Annotated in this window: 8 protein-coding genes and 1 pseudogene; 5 read left to right on the top strand and 4 right to left on the bottom strand. The window is 70.2% G+C overall.

From position 1 onward, the window contains the following. Nucleotides 1-149 precede the first annotated feature (149 nt). The 3 genes and pseudogenes from H9L22_RS10400 to H9L22_RS10390 form a co-directional block, all read right to left on the bottom strand. A pseudogene (locus tag H9L22_RS10400) lies at nt 150-6331 on the bottom strand (rhamnogalacturonan lyase family protein). Between the two features lie 476 nt (nt 6332-6807). After that, a complete protein-coding gene (locus tag H9L22_RS10395) occupies nt 6808-8805 on the bottom strand; it encodes a heavy metal translocating P-type ATPase (RefSeq protein WP_187719852.1) in 1998 nt (665 codons plus the stop codon). 52 nt (nt 8806-8857) lie between these two features. Beyond that, nucleotides 8858-9097 (bottom strand): heavy-metal-associated domain-containing protein, encoded by a 240-nt coding sequence (locus H9L22_RS10390; RefSeq protein WP_187719851.1) that lies wholly within the window; start codon nt 9095-9097, stop codon nt 8858-8860. A 114-nt stretch (nt 9098-9211) separates the two neighbouring features. Here H9L22_RS10390 and H9L22_RS10385 point away from each other — a divergent pair, with 114 nt between their 5' ends. The 4 genes from H9L22_RS10385 (at nt 9212) to H9L22_RS10370 (ending at nt 14308) form a co-directional block, all read left to right on the top strand. Continuing rightward, nucleotides 9212-9895, top strand: coding sequence for a Crp/Fnr family transcriptional regulator (locus H9L22_RS10385; protein WP_187719850.1), 684 nt, complete (start codon nt 9212-9214; stop codon nt 9893-9895). 127 nt (nt 9896-10022) lie between these two features. Then, nucleotides 10023-10460 (top strand): DUF485 domain-containing protein, encoded by a 438-nt coding sequence (locus tag H9L22_RS10380; protein WP_187719849.1) that lies wholly within the window; start codon nt 10023-10025, stop codon nt 10458-10460. Beyond that, on the top strand, nt 10457-12073 hold the full coding sequence (locus H9L22_RS10375; RefSeq protein WP_187719848.1) for a solute symporter family protein: 1617 nt from the start codon (nt 10457-10459) through the stop codon (nt 12071-12073). The genes H9L22_RS10380 and H9L22_RS10375 overlap by 4 nt, the downstream gene beginning before the upstream one ends. A gap of 318 nt (nt 12074-12391) precedes the next feature. Further along, nucleotides 12392-14308 carry a heavy metal translocating P-type ATPase gene (locus H9L22_RS10370; protein ID WP_320060538.1) on the top strand — a complete coding sequence of 639 codons (1917 nt, stop codon included), beginning with the start codon at nt 12392-12394 and terminating at the stop codon, nt 14306-14308. A 671-nt stretch (nt 14309-14979) separates the two neighbouring features. Here the strand turns inward: H9L22_RS10370 and H9L22_RS10365 are convergent. Continuing rightward, complete coding sequence (locus H9L22_RS10365) at nt 14980-15678, bottom strand: TetR/AcrR family transcriptional regulator (protein WP_187719846.1); 699 nt, start codon at nt 15676-15678, stop codon at nt 14980-14982. Nucleotides 15679-15817: 139 nt separating this feature from the next. Between H9L22_RS10365 and H9L22_RS10360 the strand changes: the two genes are divergently transcribed. Then, nucleotides 15818-17371, top strand: a complete 1554-nt coding sequence (locus H9L22_RS10360; protein ID WP_226965798.1) for an ABC transporter substrate-binding protein — start codon at nt 15818-15820, stop codon at nt 17369-17371. Nucleotides 17372-17376 lie beyond the last annotated feature (5 nt).

Below are 17376 nucleotides of genomic sequence, written 5' to 3'. Positions count from 1 at the left end.
TCATGGTTTGATCATCGCAGGTCGTCCACCCTTTGGGTGCGACCTCCTATACCCCAGCAAGCCTCGTGCGGAACGCTAGTCAGGCACCTACCCAGACGCCGATGGCCCGGCGCGCCTCTCAGCGCACCGGGCCATCAACCTTCCACCTACTACTTCACCGTCACCTTCACCCCCTGCGATGACGTCGCACCCGCCGCGTTCGAGAACTCAGCCACGTACACGTACGTGCCCGACGCCCTACCCGCGATGGCCGTGCTCGCCTTCTGTGCGTTCGGCGTGGCAGCCACGAGCGGCTGCTCGTCGATCAGCACCCCGTTCTCGTACAGCCGGTACGTGGTGGCGTTCGTGCCCCACCACATGTTGGCCGTCACGATGAAGTTGCCGTCCTTGTCCCAGTTGTCGTGCGACACCACCGGCGCCGCCGGGGCCGCGTTGCTCACCTTCACCGTCGTCGACGTCGTCTTCGTCACGCCCGCGGCGTTGACCAGTTCGCCCGTGTAGACGTAGGTGCCGTTGGCGCGGCCGGCGATGTCGACCGTCGTCAGCTGCGCCTTCGGCGAGTTCGCCTCCAGCAGCTTCGTCGAGATCAGCGTGCCGTTCTCGTAGAGCCGGAACACCGACCCGTTGACGCCGTGCCACAGGTTCATCGAGATGGTGAACGTGCCATCGTGCAGCCCGTTGTCCCAGCCCGAATCGCTCGACAGGGTGCCGCGGCCGGGGGCCCTGGTCGCGCCCTCGTCGTCGAACACCAGCAGCTGCACCGACACCGCCGTCACCAGGCCGTCGTGGTTGACGGCCCTGACGGTGAACGTGTGCGTCCCGACCAGGTCGGCCAGGGCGATGGTCTCGCCGTTGGCGACGGGACGGCCGTCGAAGGCGATGTCGAGGCTGCGCACCCCGGACTCGTCGTCGGTCGCCGTCACATCGACGGTGAACGCGCCGGTCGACGCCAGCAGCGTGCCGTCGGCCGGAACCCCGGTCACCACCGGCGCCGTCGTGTCACCCTCGCCGGACGGCGCCCCGGTCACCGCGATCTGCGGCAGGGGAGCGGGATCCATGCCCTCACCGATGAAGAACGACGGGTGCGGCGGCTGGTTGTAGCCGGTGTTCTGCCACGCCACGGCCACCCGGTACTGGGTGTCGTGCATGAGCGTCGGGATCCGCAGATCGGTCTCGTCGGTGGTGGAGTAGATGCGCAGCTCGGACGAATCGGCCGAACGGTACGCCAGCTCCTCGCGCCAGTCGCCGAACAGGTCGGCCTGCACGTTGGGCGTGCCCTTCGTGCCGTTGTTCGACCGGGCACCCTCGTCGGCCAGGATGACCTCCTCGGTGCCGGTCTCCCAGTTCCACTTGGACACCGTCGGGTAGCCCCAGTAGGCGTCCGAGTCGAACGAGTGGTCGACGATCTCCCGCAGCGCGTCGCCGTCGAACCAGGCGAGGAAGTTCGCCGCCGGGATCTTCTCCCCGATGCGCTGGCCGTCGGCAGACATCAGGTAGCCGACGCGGGAGTTCCACGCGGCGTCGCCGCCGATGGCCCAGCCCTCGGCCCCGCGTAACGCGGGTCGATGTCGCCGGCGGCGCCACGGCCGGTGTCCACCTGCGCCGGAATGCCCCAGAGGACCTCCCCGGTGTCGGCGTCGCGGAACGTGGCGCCCCGGTTGCCGGAGGCGCCCATCGTCTCGTGCGAGGCGAACACCTCCAGGCCGGGACGGCTCGGGTCGAAGTCGGACACGTGCAGCGCATCGCCATGGCCCAGGCCGGTGGCGTACAGCAGCGAGCCGTCGTCGTCGATCGTGGCCGATCCGAAGATCACCTCGTCCTTGCTGTCACCGTCGACGTCGGCCACCGACAACGAGTGGTAGCCCTCGCCGTACAGCGCCTCGAGCCCCTCGTCGTTCGAGTCGGCCACCCAACGTTCGATCAGCTTCGAACCATCGAAGTCGTAGGTGGCGACGACGGCGCGCGTGTAGTACCCGCGGCTGAAGATCGCGCTCGGGGTCTCGCCGTCGAGGTACGCCACGCCGGCGAGGAACCGGTCGACCCGGTTGCCGTACGCGTCGCCCCAGGCGCCGACGTCACCGCGGGACGGGTTGTAGTCGATCGTGTCGATCGCCCGCCCCGTCCTGCCGTCGAAGACGGTCAGGTACTCGGGCCCGGTCAACACGTAGCCGGAGCTGTTGCGATGGTCGGCGGACGCCTTCCCGATCGGCTGCCCGACACCGTCGATGGTCCCGTCGCCGGTCTTGACGATCATCTCCGCCGAACCGTCGCCGTCGAAGTCGTAGACCATGTGATGGGTGTAGTGCGCGCCGGCCCGGACGTTGACGCCCAGGTCGACCCGCCACAGGCGCGTCCCGTCGAGCCGGTAGGCGTCGATGTAGACGTTGCCGGTGTAGCCGGACTGCGAGTTGTCCTTCGCGTTCGACGGGTACCACTTGACGAAGTACTCGTACTGGCCGTCGCCGTCGACATCGCCGACGGAGACGTCGTTGGCCGAGTAGCTGTACGGCTGCCCGTCCTTCGTGTACGCGTCGGCCGGCTTCTGCAGCGGCAGCGACAGGTACGCGCTGCTCTGCACGCCGAACGGCTCGGTCTCGGTGGTCTCGACGTCGCTCAGCACCTTCGTGACGAAGTACGTCGAGTCGACGTCGCCGTCGGCATCGAGCAGGTTCGTCGACCCGGTGACCGGCTCGTCGGTGATGCGCTTGCCGTCACGGTAGACGTGGAACCCGACCGACGCCGGGTCGGTGCCCAGCAGACGCCAGGTGACGAGGTTGCCGTCGTCGGTGGCCATCGCATGCGGGGCCCGGTCGAGGTACTCGGCCTGGCGCTGCAGCACGGTCGGGGCCTCCGTCTCGAGCTGCTCCGACGGCGCGCCCGCGCCGCCGGCGTTCACGCCGACCACCGTGTAGAAGTACGGGATCGTCGTCAGCACATCGGTGTCGACGAAGCGGTTCGTCGGCGCGATGCCGATGAGCTCGCCCTGCTGGCCGGCCTTCTCGGAGCGGAACACCAGGTAGTAGAGGGTGTCCAGCGTCGACGACCAGGAGAACTCGATCATCCGCGCCTCGAGCGCCTCCACCGTCAGGCCCGTGGGGGCGGACGGGGCGGTGGCGTCCTCGTCGACGAACGAGACGGTGACGGTGCCCGACGGCACCGACTCCAGGTCGGTCTGGTCGACGGCGGTGACGTGGTACTCGTAGTCGAGGCCCGGGCGGGCCGACGCGTCGACGAACGCGGGTGCGTCGATGGCGGCGATCAGCACCGGCTTCGCCTCGAACGGCGACTTCCGGTACACGTGCCAGGTGAGGCCGGCCTCGTCGTCCCACCTCAGCGACACGCTCGGCGCAGCCGCGTCGGTGTTGACGTCGACCAGCTCGAGCCCGGTGGGGCCGAGCAGGATCGGGGTGACCTCGAGGCCGTTGAAGCGGGTGCCTGCCGCGGCGCCGTACGCCTCGACGTTCAGCTGCCCATCGGTGACGAGGAACGGGCCACGCAGCGTGTCGTTGACGGCGCCACGGCCGGCGTTGCCGGTGCCGGCCTCCTTGCCCTCGACGCGGAAGCTGGTGCGGGTCGAACCGATCCAGTCACCCGAGTACGTCTTGACGGAGTAGGTGCCGTTGGGCACGTCCAGCGAGAACGTCGACGCGTCGCCCGGCAGGACGAAGTCACGCGACAGGTCGGTGGCGCCGTCGGCGGCTCCACGGTCGCGGCCGGCGTTCGCGGCGAGCGGGGTCGCCCAGCCGAATCCGCGCTCCGCGGTGTAGCCCAGGTCGGGCGTCACCTCGGTGTAGCCGGCCATGATCGGGTTGCCCGCCAGCTGCATGTCGAACTTGTACTTGGCCTCCTTGGTGGTGAAGGTCACCACTGCGGACGCCTCCGACTCGCCACGGCCGTTGACGGCCACGACGCGGTACCGGTAGGCGGTGCCCTCGGCGAGCCCCTGCACGATGGAGGAGGTCTGCGTCACCATGCCGACCAGCGCCCACCCGGTATCGGGATCGGCGACGGCCTGACGGTAGATCTTGTAGATGTCGGCGGTGGGGGAGGGATCCCACTGCAGCGTCGCCCCACCGTTGGAGATGGCGCCCGCGACCACGTTCTGCGGCGCGACCGGCACCTCGGCCGGGGGCGTGATGTCGGCGACCTCCTCGGCCAGCGGGTCGTCGAGCTCGGCGACGTCCTGCGCGATCAGGCGGGCCATCTGGATGGCGCCGTACTCCTGGAAGTGCGTGTCGTCGACGGTGCCGCTGGGCCGGTTCGGGAAGATCCCCGGATCGACGTGCAGGAACACCGCCTTGGCGGCCTCCGGGCCGATCTCGTTGAGGTAGGCGCGGCTGGAGGCCGACAGGTCGACCAGCAGCACGTCCTCCTCGTCGGCCAGCTCGATCATCTTCGCCACATACTCGGGGAAGCTGACGTTGAACAGGCCGGTGGCCGCGTCGAAGCTGCGCCGCGACACGGGCGTGACAAGCACCGGCGTCGCTCCGCGCTGGCGGGCGCCCTGCACATAGGTGCGCAGGTACTCCTTGTAGTCTGCGGGGCTGGCGTAGCGGTCGTCGACCCCCTGCGTGGCGTCGTTGTGGCCGAACTGCACGAACAGGTAGTCGCCGGGGCGGATCGCCCGCAGCACCTCGTCGAGGCGGCCCTGCGTGATGAAGTTCTTCGACGAGCGGCCGCCGATGGCGTGGTTGGCGAAGGCGATGTCGTCGTCGAAGAACCGCTCCAACATCTGGCCCCAGCCGGCCTGCGGCGCGTATGCCGTCGCGTCGTAGGTCTGCACCGTCGAGTCACCCGTCATGTAGACGGTGGTCAACGCACCGGCGACCCGCTCCGGGAGCCGGGTGATGGTGAGCCCGTTGAGGGCGGCGGCGTCACCGGCGAAGTCGAGCGTGAGCGCGCCGTCGACCAGCGCGATCGTGAACGACATGTCGAGGTACGAGCCGGCCGCCTGCGGGTTGGCGAGCACCTTCGCGATGCCCTCCGCGGTGAGGGTGGTGGTCGTGGCGGCCTGCTCGTCGCCGGCGATCAGGCGCACCGAGTAGTCGCCCGCGCCCAACTGGACGGCGAACTGCGACCCGGCGACGGCGACGAAGTCGCTGCGCAGGGCGTCGCCGGTGCCGCGATCGACGTCGGCGGGGGCCGCCGTCGGGGCGGTGGTGAAGCCGTAGCCCCACTCGGCGTTGAACCCGGTGGCGGCGGTCACCGGCAGCGCGCCGTCGGCGAGCTGGCCGGGGCCGAAGTCGAAGGTGATGACGTCGCCGTCGGGCAGCGGCACGGGGGTGGTGTAGACGGCCGAGACGACCGTCGCGGCGGCCTCGCCTGCGGCGTTGCGGGCCGTGACGCGGTAGGTCCACGCCTGCGAGGTGTCGACGGTGTCGGTGTGGCCGGGCGTGGCGACGGTGGCGACGCTCTGGAAGGCGTTGCTGCCCGCAGCGGCCCGCTCGACGAGGTAGTCGTCGGTGTTGGCGACGGCCGACCAGGTGAGCGCGACGCCCTGCGCCGTGACGGCGGCCACGGCGAGATCGGCCGGGGCGGCGGGCGCGGCCAGGGCCGGGATCTCGCCGGAGCGGGCCTCGGCGCTGGGGGCGGACGGGCGGTCGTAGGCGCTGACCGCGGTGACGGCGTAGGCGTAGGACCCGCCGACGGCCACCGTCTCGTCGACGAACGAGGTGCCCGTGAGGCCGTCGGTGAGCGGGCTGAAGGCGCCGGTGGTGCCGGCGGCGTCGACGTCGGCGCGCAGCACGGAGTACGTGGCTGCCTCGGCGACGGTGCCCCAGGTGAGTTCGACGGCGTTCCAGGCGACGCGGCTGACGGTCACGTCGGCCGGGGCGGCCGGTGTCAGCGGCGCGATGGCGAGCCCGTTGACCAGGCCCGCGACGCCGGTGCCGGAGAACGTGGCCGACAGCTGGCCGTCCTCGACGACGGTGCGGTAGGTCTGGACGGTGACGGCCTGGCGGGCCGAGATCCGTCCCGCGGAGACTCCCTCGAGGGTGACCTCGGTGTTGACGGTGGACGTCCCGGCCAGCTGGTCGCCGCTGGAGACGGTCACGTCGTAGGCGCCGTTGGGCAGGTCGACCAGGAACTCCCACGTGCCGCCGCCGACCCAGTCGTTGGCCAGGGGATCGGCGGGGGTGGTGCTGCCGGTGCGGTCGCGCGATGTCGGGGTGCCGGACGCGAGTCCGTAGCCCTGCTCGGCGGTGTACGCGGTGCCGGGATGGACCGGGGTGTAGCCGTCGGCGACGGGACTGGTCGCGGTGCCGAAGTCGAACAGGTAGGCGCCGTCGTCATTGGCCTGGATGGGATCGGCTGCGGCGGGGGAGACGGACATCATCGTGCCGAACAGGGCGGCGGTCGCGGCGGTGGCGACGGCGCGTCTCACGAAGGGGCGGTGGGGTGGCGCCGGTGGCGCCTGGGGTGAGGCTGCGCGCTGGAAGCGCGCGGACGGGTCGGACACGGGTTCTCCTTCTGTCTGCATCGGCAAAGGAGCGACGGCCCCCGCTACGGCGCGGGAACCACTTCGCATGTGTAGGGGCTCGTACGGACTCGGCCCCGTCCAGCACCGCTTGACGGAAAGCGCATTCCGTCGGGCGGTTGGTGGAAGTCTCGCACGGAGCCGGGTCATGGGCAAGCCCTTTCCCAGATTTCCGGCCGATGGTGGATTGCTCCTTGCGTCGGGGCTGAAAGTGTTCTACGGTGCCCGAGAAACGTTTCAATGCCCGCCGCCGGGAGGAATACGGACCCTCCCGGCGACGGGCACCTTTCTGCGCCGCGCTCTCGACGTCGACTGCTGAGGCCAGTGGCCGCTCAGACGGCGGCGGCTTCGGCCGGCTGAGGAGACTCCGCGACTGCGGTCGCCCGCGGCCCCGCCGCCGCGCCCCGCAGCAGGCGCATCCCGTTGACGATCACGATCAGCACCGACGCCTCGTGCACCAGCATCCCCAGCGACATCGTCACGCCACCCGCGAACACGCCCGCCAGCAGCAGTGCCACGGTCACCAGCGCGATCGTGATGTTCTGACGCATCACCCGCGTCGTCCGCCGCGCCAGGCCGATCGCCTCCGGCAGCCGGAGCAGGTTGTCGCCCATCAGCGCGATGTCCGCGGTCTCGACGGCGACCGCCGAGCCGGCCGCGCCCATCGCCACGCCGATATCGGCCGTGGCAAGGGCCGGGGCGTCGTTGACGCCGTCGCCCACCATCGCCACGACGTGGCCGCGGCGCTGTAGATCGGCGACGACGTCGAGCTTGTCCTCGGGCAGGAGCGACGCGTGCACCTCGTCAATGCCCGTCGCCGCGGAGACGGCGTCGGCGACCGGTCGGGCGTCGCCGGTCAGCATGACCACCCGCTTCACGCCGGCCGCATGCAGGCGCGTCACCATCTCGCGGGCGTCGGTCCGGATCCGGTCGGCGACGGCGACCACGCCGATCACCGCGCCGTCGACCGCGACGATCATCGGCGTGCGGCCGGCTGCGGCCAACTCGGCGGCGGCCCCGGCGGCGCGTTCGACGGCGTCGGCGGGCAGGCCGTGCTGGTCGAGCAGCGGGGGATTGCCGACCAGCACGACCGCCCCGTCGACCGTCGCGACGATCCCCTTGCCGGGTACGGGGAGAACTTCGGCAGGGATGCCGCGCGGTGCGACGCCGTGGGCGGCGGCCGTCTCGAGGATGGGGCGCGCGAGGGGGTGCTCGGAGCCAGCCTCGGCGGCCGCTGCCCAGCGCAGCACATCCGTCCGGGTGTGCGCGGGGTCGAGGACGACGATGTCGGTCAGTTCGGGCCTGCCCTCCGTCAGCGTGCCCGTCTTGTCGAGGGCGACGGCGGTGATCTTGGCCGACGTCTCCAGGAACTCGCCGCCCTTGATCAGGATCCCGTAGCGGGCGGCGCGGCCGATGCCGGCGACGATCGCCACGGGGATCGAGATGACGAGCGCGCCGGGGCAGCCGATGACGAGCAGCGTCAGGGCGAGGACGATGTCGCCGGAGATCAGCCCGGCGACCAGCGCCAGCGCCATCACGCCCGGCGTGTACCAGCGGGAGAACCGGTCGATGAACGCCTGCGTGCGGGCCTTCGCGTCCTGCGCCTCCTCGACGCGGTGGATGATCCGCGCGAGCGTGGTGTCGGCCCCGACGCCGGTGGCCCGCACCTGCAGGAAGCCGCCGCGTGAGACCGTGCCGGCGAACACGCGGTCGCCGTCGGACTTCTCGACGGGGATCGACTCGCCGGTGATGGAGGCCTCGTCGATGGCGCCGGTCCCGCCGACGACGTCGCCGTCGACCGGCACCTTGGCCCCGTTCTTGACGAGCACGGTCTCGCCCATCCGGACCTGGCCGGCGGGGATCTCGACCTGTTCGCCGTCGCGGAGGACGACGGCCGAATCGGGGGCGACGGCGACCAGCGCGGCCAGCGCCGAACGTGTCTTGTTGAGGGTGGCGGCCTCGAGGGCGTGTCCGACGGCGAACAGGAACGTCACCGCCGCGGCCTCCCAGAAGTTGCCGATCACGATGGCGCCGATGGCGGCCACCGAGACGAGCAGGTCGATCCCGACGGTCCGGACGGCGAGCGCCCGGGCCGCCTTCACGACGATCCCGTACCCGGCGACCAGCGCGGCCGCGATCATCAGCGCCCCGCTGATGGTGAACGTGCCGGCGTCTGTGGCGTGTTCGCCGGCGTCGAGCCACCAGCGGGGCGTGAGGGTCAGGTCCGCCGCCCCGCCTGCGATCCGACCGACCGCGAACGACAGCAGGATGAGCGCGCCGGAGACGGTCGGGACGGGGTTCTTCGTGAACCACTTGGCGAACCGTGTCATGTCAATCGACCTTTCTGGGAGGCCCGCCTCGAGCGGGGCGGGGGAGGGGGTGTCAGAACGCCGACGGTGCGGCGGTGTAGCCGGCCTTGGCGACGGCGGCGACGAGATCCTCGACGGAGGAGCGGGCCGGGTCGTGGTCGACCTCGATGCGGCCCGACGCGAAGTGGACCTTGACGGCGCTGACGCCGTCCATGCGGCCGACGCGGGCCTCGATCTTCTCGACGCACGACGGGCAGGAGAAGCCCTCGGCGCGGAGGGTGGTGTGGGTGGCGGTGGTGTCGATGGTGGACATCTCGGGTTCCTTTCGTTGTCATTCCCGGTGGATGACCCCAAAGTAGGCAGCGGCGTCCGATTACTCCTTGACGCGGATCAAGTTGCGGTCAGAGGGGTCAGTAGGCTCGTGGCCATGGCAGACGACGACCTGTGTGTCACCCGCGTCCCGATCTTCCGCGGCCTCACCCGCGCCGAGCAGCTGCGCGTCGCCAAGTTCGCGCGGCCCATGCAGGTGAGCCGCGGCGACACCGTCCAGCTGCCCGGCCAGCCCACCTCCCGCCTCCTCGTCATGCACAGCGGCCGCCTCAAGGTCAGCCACGAGTCCCTCAACGGTCAGGAGCAGATCCTGCGCACCGTCACCGACGGCGACGTCGTCGGCGAGCGCGCCTTCCTCACCGGGCATCGGCCCTGCGACCTCGTCGTCGCCCTCGAGGACAGCCGCATGTGTGTCTTCGACCACGCCGACCTGGCCGCCCTGCTCCGCGACTACCCCGACATCAGCCAGCGGATGCTGCGCACCCTCTCCGACCGGCTCTCCTCCGTCGAGCGGCTGCTCGCCGCGGTCACCTCCAGCGACGTCACGGCCCGCGTCGCGGCCTATCTGCTCGACCTGCCCGGAACCTTCGTCGACGGCGCCGTCGACGTGGAGCTGCCCATGGCCAAGCAGGAGGTCGCCCGCTACCTGGGCACGACGCCCGAGACACTCAGCCGGCGCCTCGCGGCGCTGGCCGCGGCGGGAACGATCGGACTCGTCGGACGGCGTGGAATCCGCATCCTCGACGCCGATGCGCTCGAGGAGGCCGCGACCCCCGGATGATGAATTGTGGCGATCCAATTGCCATTGATTCGTTTAATTCCGCGCCGATTTGGAGATGAAGGCCGCGTAATTTATCGTCATCGCACCCGGGCCAATGGGGGTCCGGAGGCCGCGTGAGGAGCGCCCCATGACGCAAGAACGTGACCACGAGCCCGATTCCCGGGCCGACAAGTCAAAGACACCGTCCGACCTGCCCACTACGACCCCGGCCCAGCCGGAACCGCGCCAGAAGACCCCGTCCGCGGAGCCGACGACGAGCGAGTTCGTCGCCGCCGCGGCGACGCCGGAATACGCAAAGCTGCGCCACGCATTCCGTTCATTCGCCTTCCCGATGACCATTGCTGGGCTGACTTCGTATTTCGTCTACGTGGTGCTGTCCATCTATGCCACTGACGCCATGGCAACCCCGCTATTTGGATCCCTGAACGTCGGAATGACGCTCGGTCTCGCCCAGTTCGCCGTCACGTATGTGTGGACTGCCCTCTACGTCCGCTACGCCACCCGTCGTCTCGACCCCATCGCCGCCGACCTCAAGGCCCGTCTCGTCGGGGAGGAGCCCGCATGATCCAGCTCGAGTCCTACGGGAACCCCACGATCAACATCGCCGTCTTCGCGATCTTCGTCGCGGCGACGCTCGGCATCGTCATCGCCGTCACCCGCCAGAAGTCCAAGGCATCCGACTTCTACACCGGCGGCGGCGCCTTCTCCGGCAGGCAGAACGGCCTGGCCATCACCGGCGACTACCTGTCCGCGGCCGCCTTCCTGGGCGTGACCGGCGCCATCGCCCTCTACGGGTACGACGGCCTCCTCTACTCGGTGGGCTTCTTCGTGGCCTGGATCGTCGCGCTGTTCCTGGTGGCCGAGCCGCTGCGCAACACCGGCAAGTACACGATGGCCGACGTGCTGAGCTTCCGGATGAACCAGAAGCCGGTCCGCACCGCCGCCGCTACCTCGACGCTCGTCATCTCGTTCGTCTACCTGCTGGCACAGATGGCCGGCGCGGGCGGTCTCGTCGCGCTGCTGCTCGGCGTGTCCGACCGCACCATGCAGGGCGTCGTCATCGGGCTGGTCGGCGCGCTGATGGTGGCCTACGTGCTCATCGGCGGCATGAAGGGCACCACCTGGGTGCAGATGATCAAGGCCGTCCTGCTCGTCAGCGGCGCCGCGATCATGGCGGCACTGGTGCTGTTCGGCAGCGGGTTCAACCTGTCCGCGCTCCTGTCGTCGGCGCAGGCGGCCGGCCTCGACCCCGCGACCGGCACCGGCGTCGACGTGCTGCAGCCCATGCAGCAGTACGGCAAGACCGAGTTCACCAAGCTGTCGTTCCTGTCGCTGTCCATCGCCTTGGTCGCGGGCCCCTCCGGCCTGCCCCACGTGCTGATGCGCTTCTACACCGTCCCGACGGCGAAGGAGGCCCGCCGCTCGGCGGTGTGGGCGATCGGGCTCGTCGGCGCGTTCTTCCTCATCACCCTGGTGCTCGGCATGGGTGCGGCGAAGCTCGTCGGCCAGCAGACGATCCTCGAGGCGCCCGGCGCCGCCAACTCGGCCGCGCCGCTGCTCGCCCTGCACCTCGGCGGCGAGGTGTTCATGGGCATCATCTCGGGTGTCGCGTTCGCGACGATCCTCGCGGTGGTCGCCGGCCTGACGATCACGGCGTCGGCATCCTTCGCGCACGACGTCTACAACTCGATCCTCAAGGACGGCAAGGCCGACCCGGAGCAGGAGGTGAAGGTCGCCCGCATCACCTCAGTGGTCATCGGCGTCCTCGCCATCCTGGGTGGCATCCTCGCCAACGGCCAGAACATCGCGTTCCTGATCTCGCTCGCGTTCGCCGTCGCCGCGTCGGCCAACCTGCCGTCGATCCTCTACACGCTGTACTGGCGCCGCTTCACCACCCGCGGCTCCGTGTGGAGCATCTACACGGGCCTGATCAGCTCGGTCGTGCTCATCGTGTTCAGCCCGTCGATCTCGGGCAGCGCGTCGTCGATGCTCGGCGAGGGCGTCAACTTCGCCTGGTTCCCTCTGACGAACCCGGCGCTGGTGTCGGTGCCGCTGGCGTTCCTCGCCGGCTGGCTGGGGACGATCACCAGCAAGAAGGCGGCCGACGGCGAGCTCGCGATCGAGATGGAGATGCGGTCGATGACCGGGGCCGGGGCGGGGGAGGCGCTCAATCACTGATCCAAGAACCCTTGCTCAATACCCCTGGGGGGTATAGGCTTCCGGTATGGAAGCAGAACGAGACCACGTCATGGATCACGGGACGGACGGCGCCGGGATGCATCAGCACGCTCCCGGCGCCCCCGCCCCGGGGCACGCGCATCACGCGGAGCACGCGCGCCACGCGGAGCACGCCGAACACGATCCCCACGCGGAGCACGGCAATCACGCGGGGCACGGTGGTCATGCGGGCAGGGCGATCACGCGGGGCACAGTGGTCATGCGGGGCACGGCGACCACGTCGGCCAGTTCCGGCGGTTGTTCTGGATCATGCTCGCCATGGCGGTCCCCGTCGTCGGGCTCAACCCGATGTTCGCCGACCTCCTGGGCTACGACCTCCCCGATGCTGGCTGGCTGACCGGGGTCTCGCCGGTCCTCGGTACCGTCATGTACCTCTGGGGCGGCAGGCCGTTCCTGACCGGTGCCGTCGACGAGGTGCGCCGCCGCAAGCCGGGCATGATGCTGCTGATCGGACTGGCGATCACCGTCGCCTTCGTCGCCTCCTGGGGTGCGACGCTGGGCGTGCTGCCACACCACCTCGACTTCTGGTGGGAGCTGGCGCTGCTGATCGTCATCATGCTGCTCGGGCACTGGATCGAGATGCGCTCGCTGGCGCAGACGACCTCCGCGCTCGACTCCCTCGCCGCACTGCTGCCGGACGAGGCGGAGCGGGTCGACGGCGACGCCGTCGTCACCGTCGCGCCGGGAGACCTGCGCGTCGGCGACGTCGTCCTGGTGCGGCCCGGCGCCTCCGTCCCCGCGGACGGCCGCATCGTCGACGGCGCCGCCCACGTCGACGAGGCCATGATTACCGGCGAGTCGAAGCCCGTGCGTCGCGGCGTCGGCGACCACGTCGTCGCCGGCACGGTCGCCACCGACTCCGGCCTGCGGGTCGAGGTCACCGCCACGGGTGACGACACCGCGCTGGCCGGGATCCGGCGCCTCGTCAGCGACGCCCAGAACTCCAGTTCCCGCGCCCAGCGGATCGCCGACAAGGCCGCCGCGCTGCTCTTCTGGTTCGCGCTCGGCGCGGCCGTGATCACGGCGATCGTCTGGGCGCTCATGGGGGAGCCGGGCGAGGCCGTCGTGCGGACGGTCACGGTGTTGGTGATCGCCTGCCCCCACGCGCTGGGTCTGGCGATCCCGCTGGTCGTGTCCATCGCCACCGAGCGGGCCGCCCGCGGCGGCGTTCTGGTCAAGGACAGGCTGGCGCTCGAGCAGATGCGCACCGTCGACACCGTCCTCTTCGACAAGACCGGCACGCTCACCATGGGCGAGCCGGCCGTCACCGGCATCGTCGGCGCGGAGGGGCTCGACGACGAGCGGGTGCTCACGCTGGCCGCGGCCGCCGAGGCCGACAGTGAACACCCCCTGGCCAGGGCGATCACCCGGGCCGCGGCCGACCGGGGCCTCACGCTGCCGGCGGCCACCGAATTCTCCAGTTCCCCGGCCGTCGGCGTCCGCGCGACGGTCGACGGCAGGCGCATCGCCGTCGGCGGCCCGTACCTGCTGCAGGAGGCCGGCGTTTCCGCGCTGGTGGGGGCGGAGAAGTGGAACGGCGAGGGGGCGACCATCCTCCACGTCCTGGCCGATGACCGGGTGGTGGGCGCGCTGAAGGTGGCCGACGCCATCCGCCCCGAGTCCCGCGAGGCCGTCGAGGCCCTCCACGCGGCCGGGATGAGCGTCGTCATGATCACCGGTGACGCCCGGGACGTGGCAGACGCGGTGGCGGCCGAACTCGGCATCGACCGGGTGTTCGCCGGGGTCAGGCCCGAGGACAAGGCGTCCAAGGTCGCCGAGCTGCAGGCCGAGGGGCGCACCGTCGCGATGGTGGGCGACGGCGTCAACGACGCCCCCGCCCTGGCGACGGCGGACGTCGGCATCGCGATCGGTGCCGGAACCGACGTGGCGATCGCGTCTGCGGGCGTAATCCTCGCGTCGTCCGACCCGCGCTCCGTGACCTCCGTCATCGAGCTGAGCAGGGCCGCGTACCGGAAGATGAAGCAGAACCTGTGGTGGGCGGCCGGGTACAACCTGATCTCCGTGCCGCTCGCGGCGGGTGTGCTGGCGCCGATCGGGTTCGTGCTGCCGATGAGCGTCGGTGCGATCCTGATGTCGGTCTCGACAGTCGTCGTCGCGCTCAACGCGCAGTTGCTGCGGCGCCTCGATCTCACCCCGGGCAGGGGCCGGGGATAGAAACGGAGCCGGCCGGCGAGCTGTGCTAGCCGACCGGCTCCCCGTCCTTGTCTGTGCCCCCGTGCACGAATCTCCGCTGAGCCGCCGCTGTGTGCATATCGCCGTAGCGGCGTCTTGGGCCAGCAGAATGCTCGGTGGGGCCAGTTTTATGCACGGAGGGGCAGGGTTGTGCTCGGAGGGGCAGGGCTGTGCCCGGAGGGGGCAGGGTTGTGCACGCGGTGTGGGCGCGCGGGGGGCCCGAATCGCCGTCCCTGTGCATGAATCTCCGCTGGGCCGCCGCTGTGTGCATATCGCCGTAGCGGCGTCTTGGGCCAGCAGAATGCTCGGCGCAGCCAGATTTATGCACGGAGGGGCAGGGTCGTGCCCGGGCGGCCGGACGTGTGTCCGGCCCGACGGGTTGCTGGCGCGGGTGTCCGCATCGCAGTCCCTGTGCACGAATCTCCGCTGAGCGGCCGCTGTGTGCATATCGCCGTAGCGGCGGCTTGAGCCAGCCGAATGCTCGCCGAAGCCAGATTTATGCACGCGGGACCCGGGTCTGGCGGTTTCATACGGTCGCGCTCTCGGGGTCGAGGACGCTCTCAGCAGTCGATGGCGCCGTCGAGGACGCTCTCAGCAGTCGATGGCGCCGTCGAGGACGCTCTCAGCAGTCGACGGCGCCGTCGAGGACGCTCTCAGCTGTCGATGGCGCCGTCGACGACCGCGACCGTGGCCGGCGCGTCAGGCGACTCAGCCAGCAGTTCCGCGAGCGGGCGCACGAGCAGCTGGTTCATGAACAGCTCCAGCCGGTCGGCGATGTTGACATCCCCGACCCGCAGCAGCCACTGGATCTGCAGCCCGTCCCACAGGGCGATGAACTGGCTCACGGAGACCATCGGGTCGACGCCGTCGCGGAGCTGCCCCGCCGCGGCCATCGCCTCGAACGTGCGCTCGAAGACGTCGGAGACCCACGCGTACCGACGGCGCATGTAGGCGTTGGCGGGGTGGTCGGGGCGGGTCGCCTCGGCGGACAGCACGGCGAACAGATCGATCTCGAAGGGAAGCTCGGCGCTCGCGCGGGCGAAGTCGAGGACGCCGCGGATCTGGTGCGCACCCGGCGAATGCGCCAGCGAGGTGACGCTCGCGCGCTCGTCGCGGCGCTCGATGACCGCCGACAGCAGGGCGACCTTGCTGGGGTAGTGGTGCAGCAGGCCGGCCTGGCTGATGCCCGCCCGCTCGGCGACCTGGCGCAGGGAGCCCGACTCGAACCCGTTCTCCCCGAACACCTCCAGTGCGGCGTCGAGGATCCGCTCCCGCGTCCTGGCCGTCTTCTTGTAGCGGCCGCGCGGGCCTTGCTCCTCGTCGGCTGCGACGACCGGCGCAAAAGGCATCATCTTCGGGCTCCTCTGCTCGGGGCGGTTGCGTCGATGAGATTCTCGCACATGAAAACCTAGCGCGTGGTTGGTTTTCGTGTTAGCTTTGCCTCCACTGGCAGCGCAATAGGGAGCGACGCCACTGTGAAAGGGACCAAGGATGATCCGCAGAGACTTCATGAAGCTGGGCGTCGCAGCCGTCGGGGCGGGCGCCATCGGCCTGACCGCCTGCAGCGGTGAGGGCAGTGGGGGCAGCACCCCGACCGGTGGAGGAACGGGCGGAGGTGGCCGTGGCGCGCAGCTCGTCATGGGGCTGATCACCGCCCCCACCTCGTTCGATCCGTCGATGGCTGAGTGGGGCAACCGGCTTCCCTTCTACCAGGCCGTCTACGACACGCTGCTGCTCGCTACCCCCGAGGGCACCATCGACCCGTACCTGGCCACTGAGTTCACCTACGACGAGCCGCAGACCACGCTGACGCTGAAGATCCGCGAGGGCGTCACGTTCTCCGACGGCGAGAAGCTGGACGCCGCCGCCGTGGCGCTCAGCATGAATCGCTTCAAGGACGGCACGGGCCCCGACGCCGGCTACATGCGCAACGTCGACGCCATCACCGCGCCCGACGCCACCACGGTTATCGTCACCTTCACCGCCCCCGACCCGGCCTTCCTCAACTACCTGACCCGCACCGCCGGCCTCGTCATGAGCCCCAAGGCCGTCGGCAACGAGGACCTGCCCACCAATCCCGTCGGCTCCGGCCCCTACACGCTCGACGTCGCCGCAACCGTCACCGGCACCAGCTACACGTTCGTGGCGCGCGAGGGGTACTGGAACGCCGACGTGCAGCACTACGACAAGATCGTCATGCGCGTCTTCCAAGACCCGACCTCGATGCTCAACGCCGTCCGCGCGGGCGAACTCAACTACGCCAAGCTCGCCGTCGCCGACACGTTCGACCAGGCGGCGTCCGCCGGCTGGACGCTGAACAAGAACGAGCTCGACTTCCAGGGCCTCCTCCTGCTCGACCGAGCCGGCACCCAGTCCGCGCCGATGGGGGAGGTCAAGGTCCGGCAGGCCATCAACCACGCCATCGACCGCCCCGCGCTGCTGCAGGCCGTCGCGCTCGGCTTCGGCACGGTCACCGGGCAGGTGTTCCCGACGACGTCGGCCGCCTATGACGACGGCCTCGACGAGCGCTACCCCTACGACGTGGCCAAGGCCAAGCAGCTGATGACCGAGGCCGGCTACGCCGACGGCTTCGACATCACGATGCCGAGCTCGACGGCGTTGGGCACCACCGTCTACGCCCTGATCGCGCAGGCGCTCGGCGAGATCGGCATCCGGGTCAAGCACGAGGACCCGGGCACGAACTTCATCGCCGACCTGCTGGCGCCCAAGTGGTCCGCCTGCTTCATGGCCCTCGAGCAGAACCCGGACTGGCAGCTGACGCAGTTCATGATCGCCGAGGATGCGGTCTTCAACCCGTTCGGCTACGCCGATCCCACGGTCGCCGCCATGCTCGACGAGTACCGCGTCGCCGCCGACGACCGTCGCTCCGAGATCATCAAGGAGCTGAACGCCTACATCGTCGAGCAGGCCTGGTTCGCGCCGTTCTACCGTGTCGAGGGCGTCGTCGCTTCGGACAAGGCCACCAAGGTGACCATGCTGCCGACCAACACCCTGCCCAACATCTACGACGTCCTCCCCGCCTGAGTCAG

It is taken from the genome of Tessaracoccus defluvii, assembly GCF_014489575.1.
Classification (GTDB): Bacteria; Actinomycetota; Actinomycetes; order Propionibacteriales; family Propionibacteriaceae; genus Arachnia; species Arachnia defluvii.
The sequence above is the reverse complement of the archived record's forward strand: the minus strand, read 5'-3'. Positions and strand labels throughout refer to the sequence as shown.

Bases quoted from the DNA above. Each gene is read 5' to 3' on its own strand.
- H9L22_RS10395 (WP_187719852.1), bottom strand. From the start codon at position 8,805: ATGACACGGTTCGCCAAGTGGTTCACGAAGAACCCCGTCCCGACCGTC.
- H9L22_RS10390 (WP_187719851.1), bottom strand. From the start codon at position 9,097: ATGTCCACCATCGACACCACCGCCACCCACACCACCCTCCGCGCCGAG.
- H9L22_RS10385 (WP_187719850.1), top strand. From the start codon at position 9,212: ATGGCAGACGACGACCTGTGTGTCACCCGCGTCCCGATCTTCCGCGGC.
- H9L22_RS10380 (WP_187719849.1), top strand. From the start codon at position 10,023: ATGACGCAAGAACGTGACCACGAGCCCGATTCCCGGGCCGACAAGTCA.
- H9L22_RS10375 (WP_187719848.1), top strand. From the start codon at position 10,457: ATGATCCAGCTCGAGTCCTACGGGAACCCCACGATCAACATCGCCGTC.
- H9L22_RS10370 (WP_320060538.1), top strand. From the start codon at position 12,392: ATGGCGGTCCCCGTCGTCGGGCTCAACCCGATGTTCGCCGACCTCCTG.
- H9L22_RS10365 (WP_187719846.1), bottom strand. From the start codon at position 15,678: ATGATGCCTTTTGCGCCGGTCGTCGCAGCCGACGAGGAGCAAGGCCCG.
- H9L22_RS10360 (WP_226965798.1), top strand. From the start codon at position 15,818: ATGATCCGCAGAGACTTCATGAAGCTGGGCGTCGCAGCCGTCGGGGCG.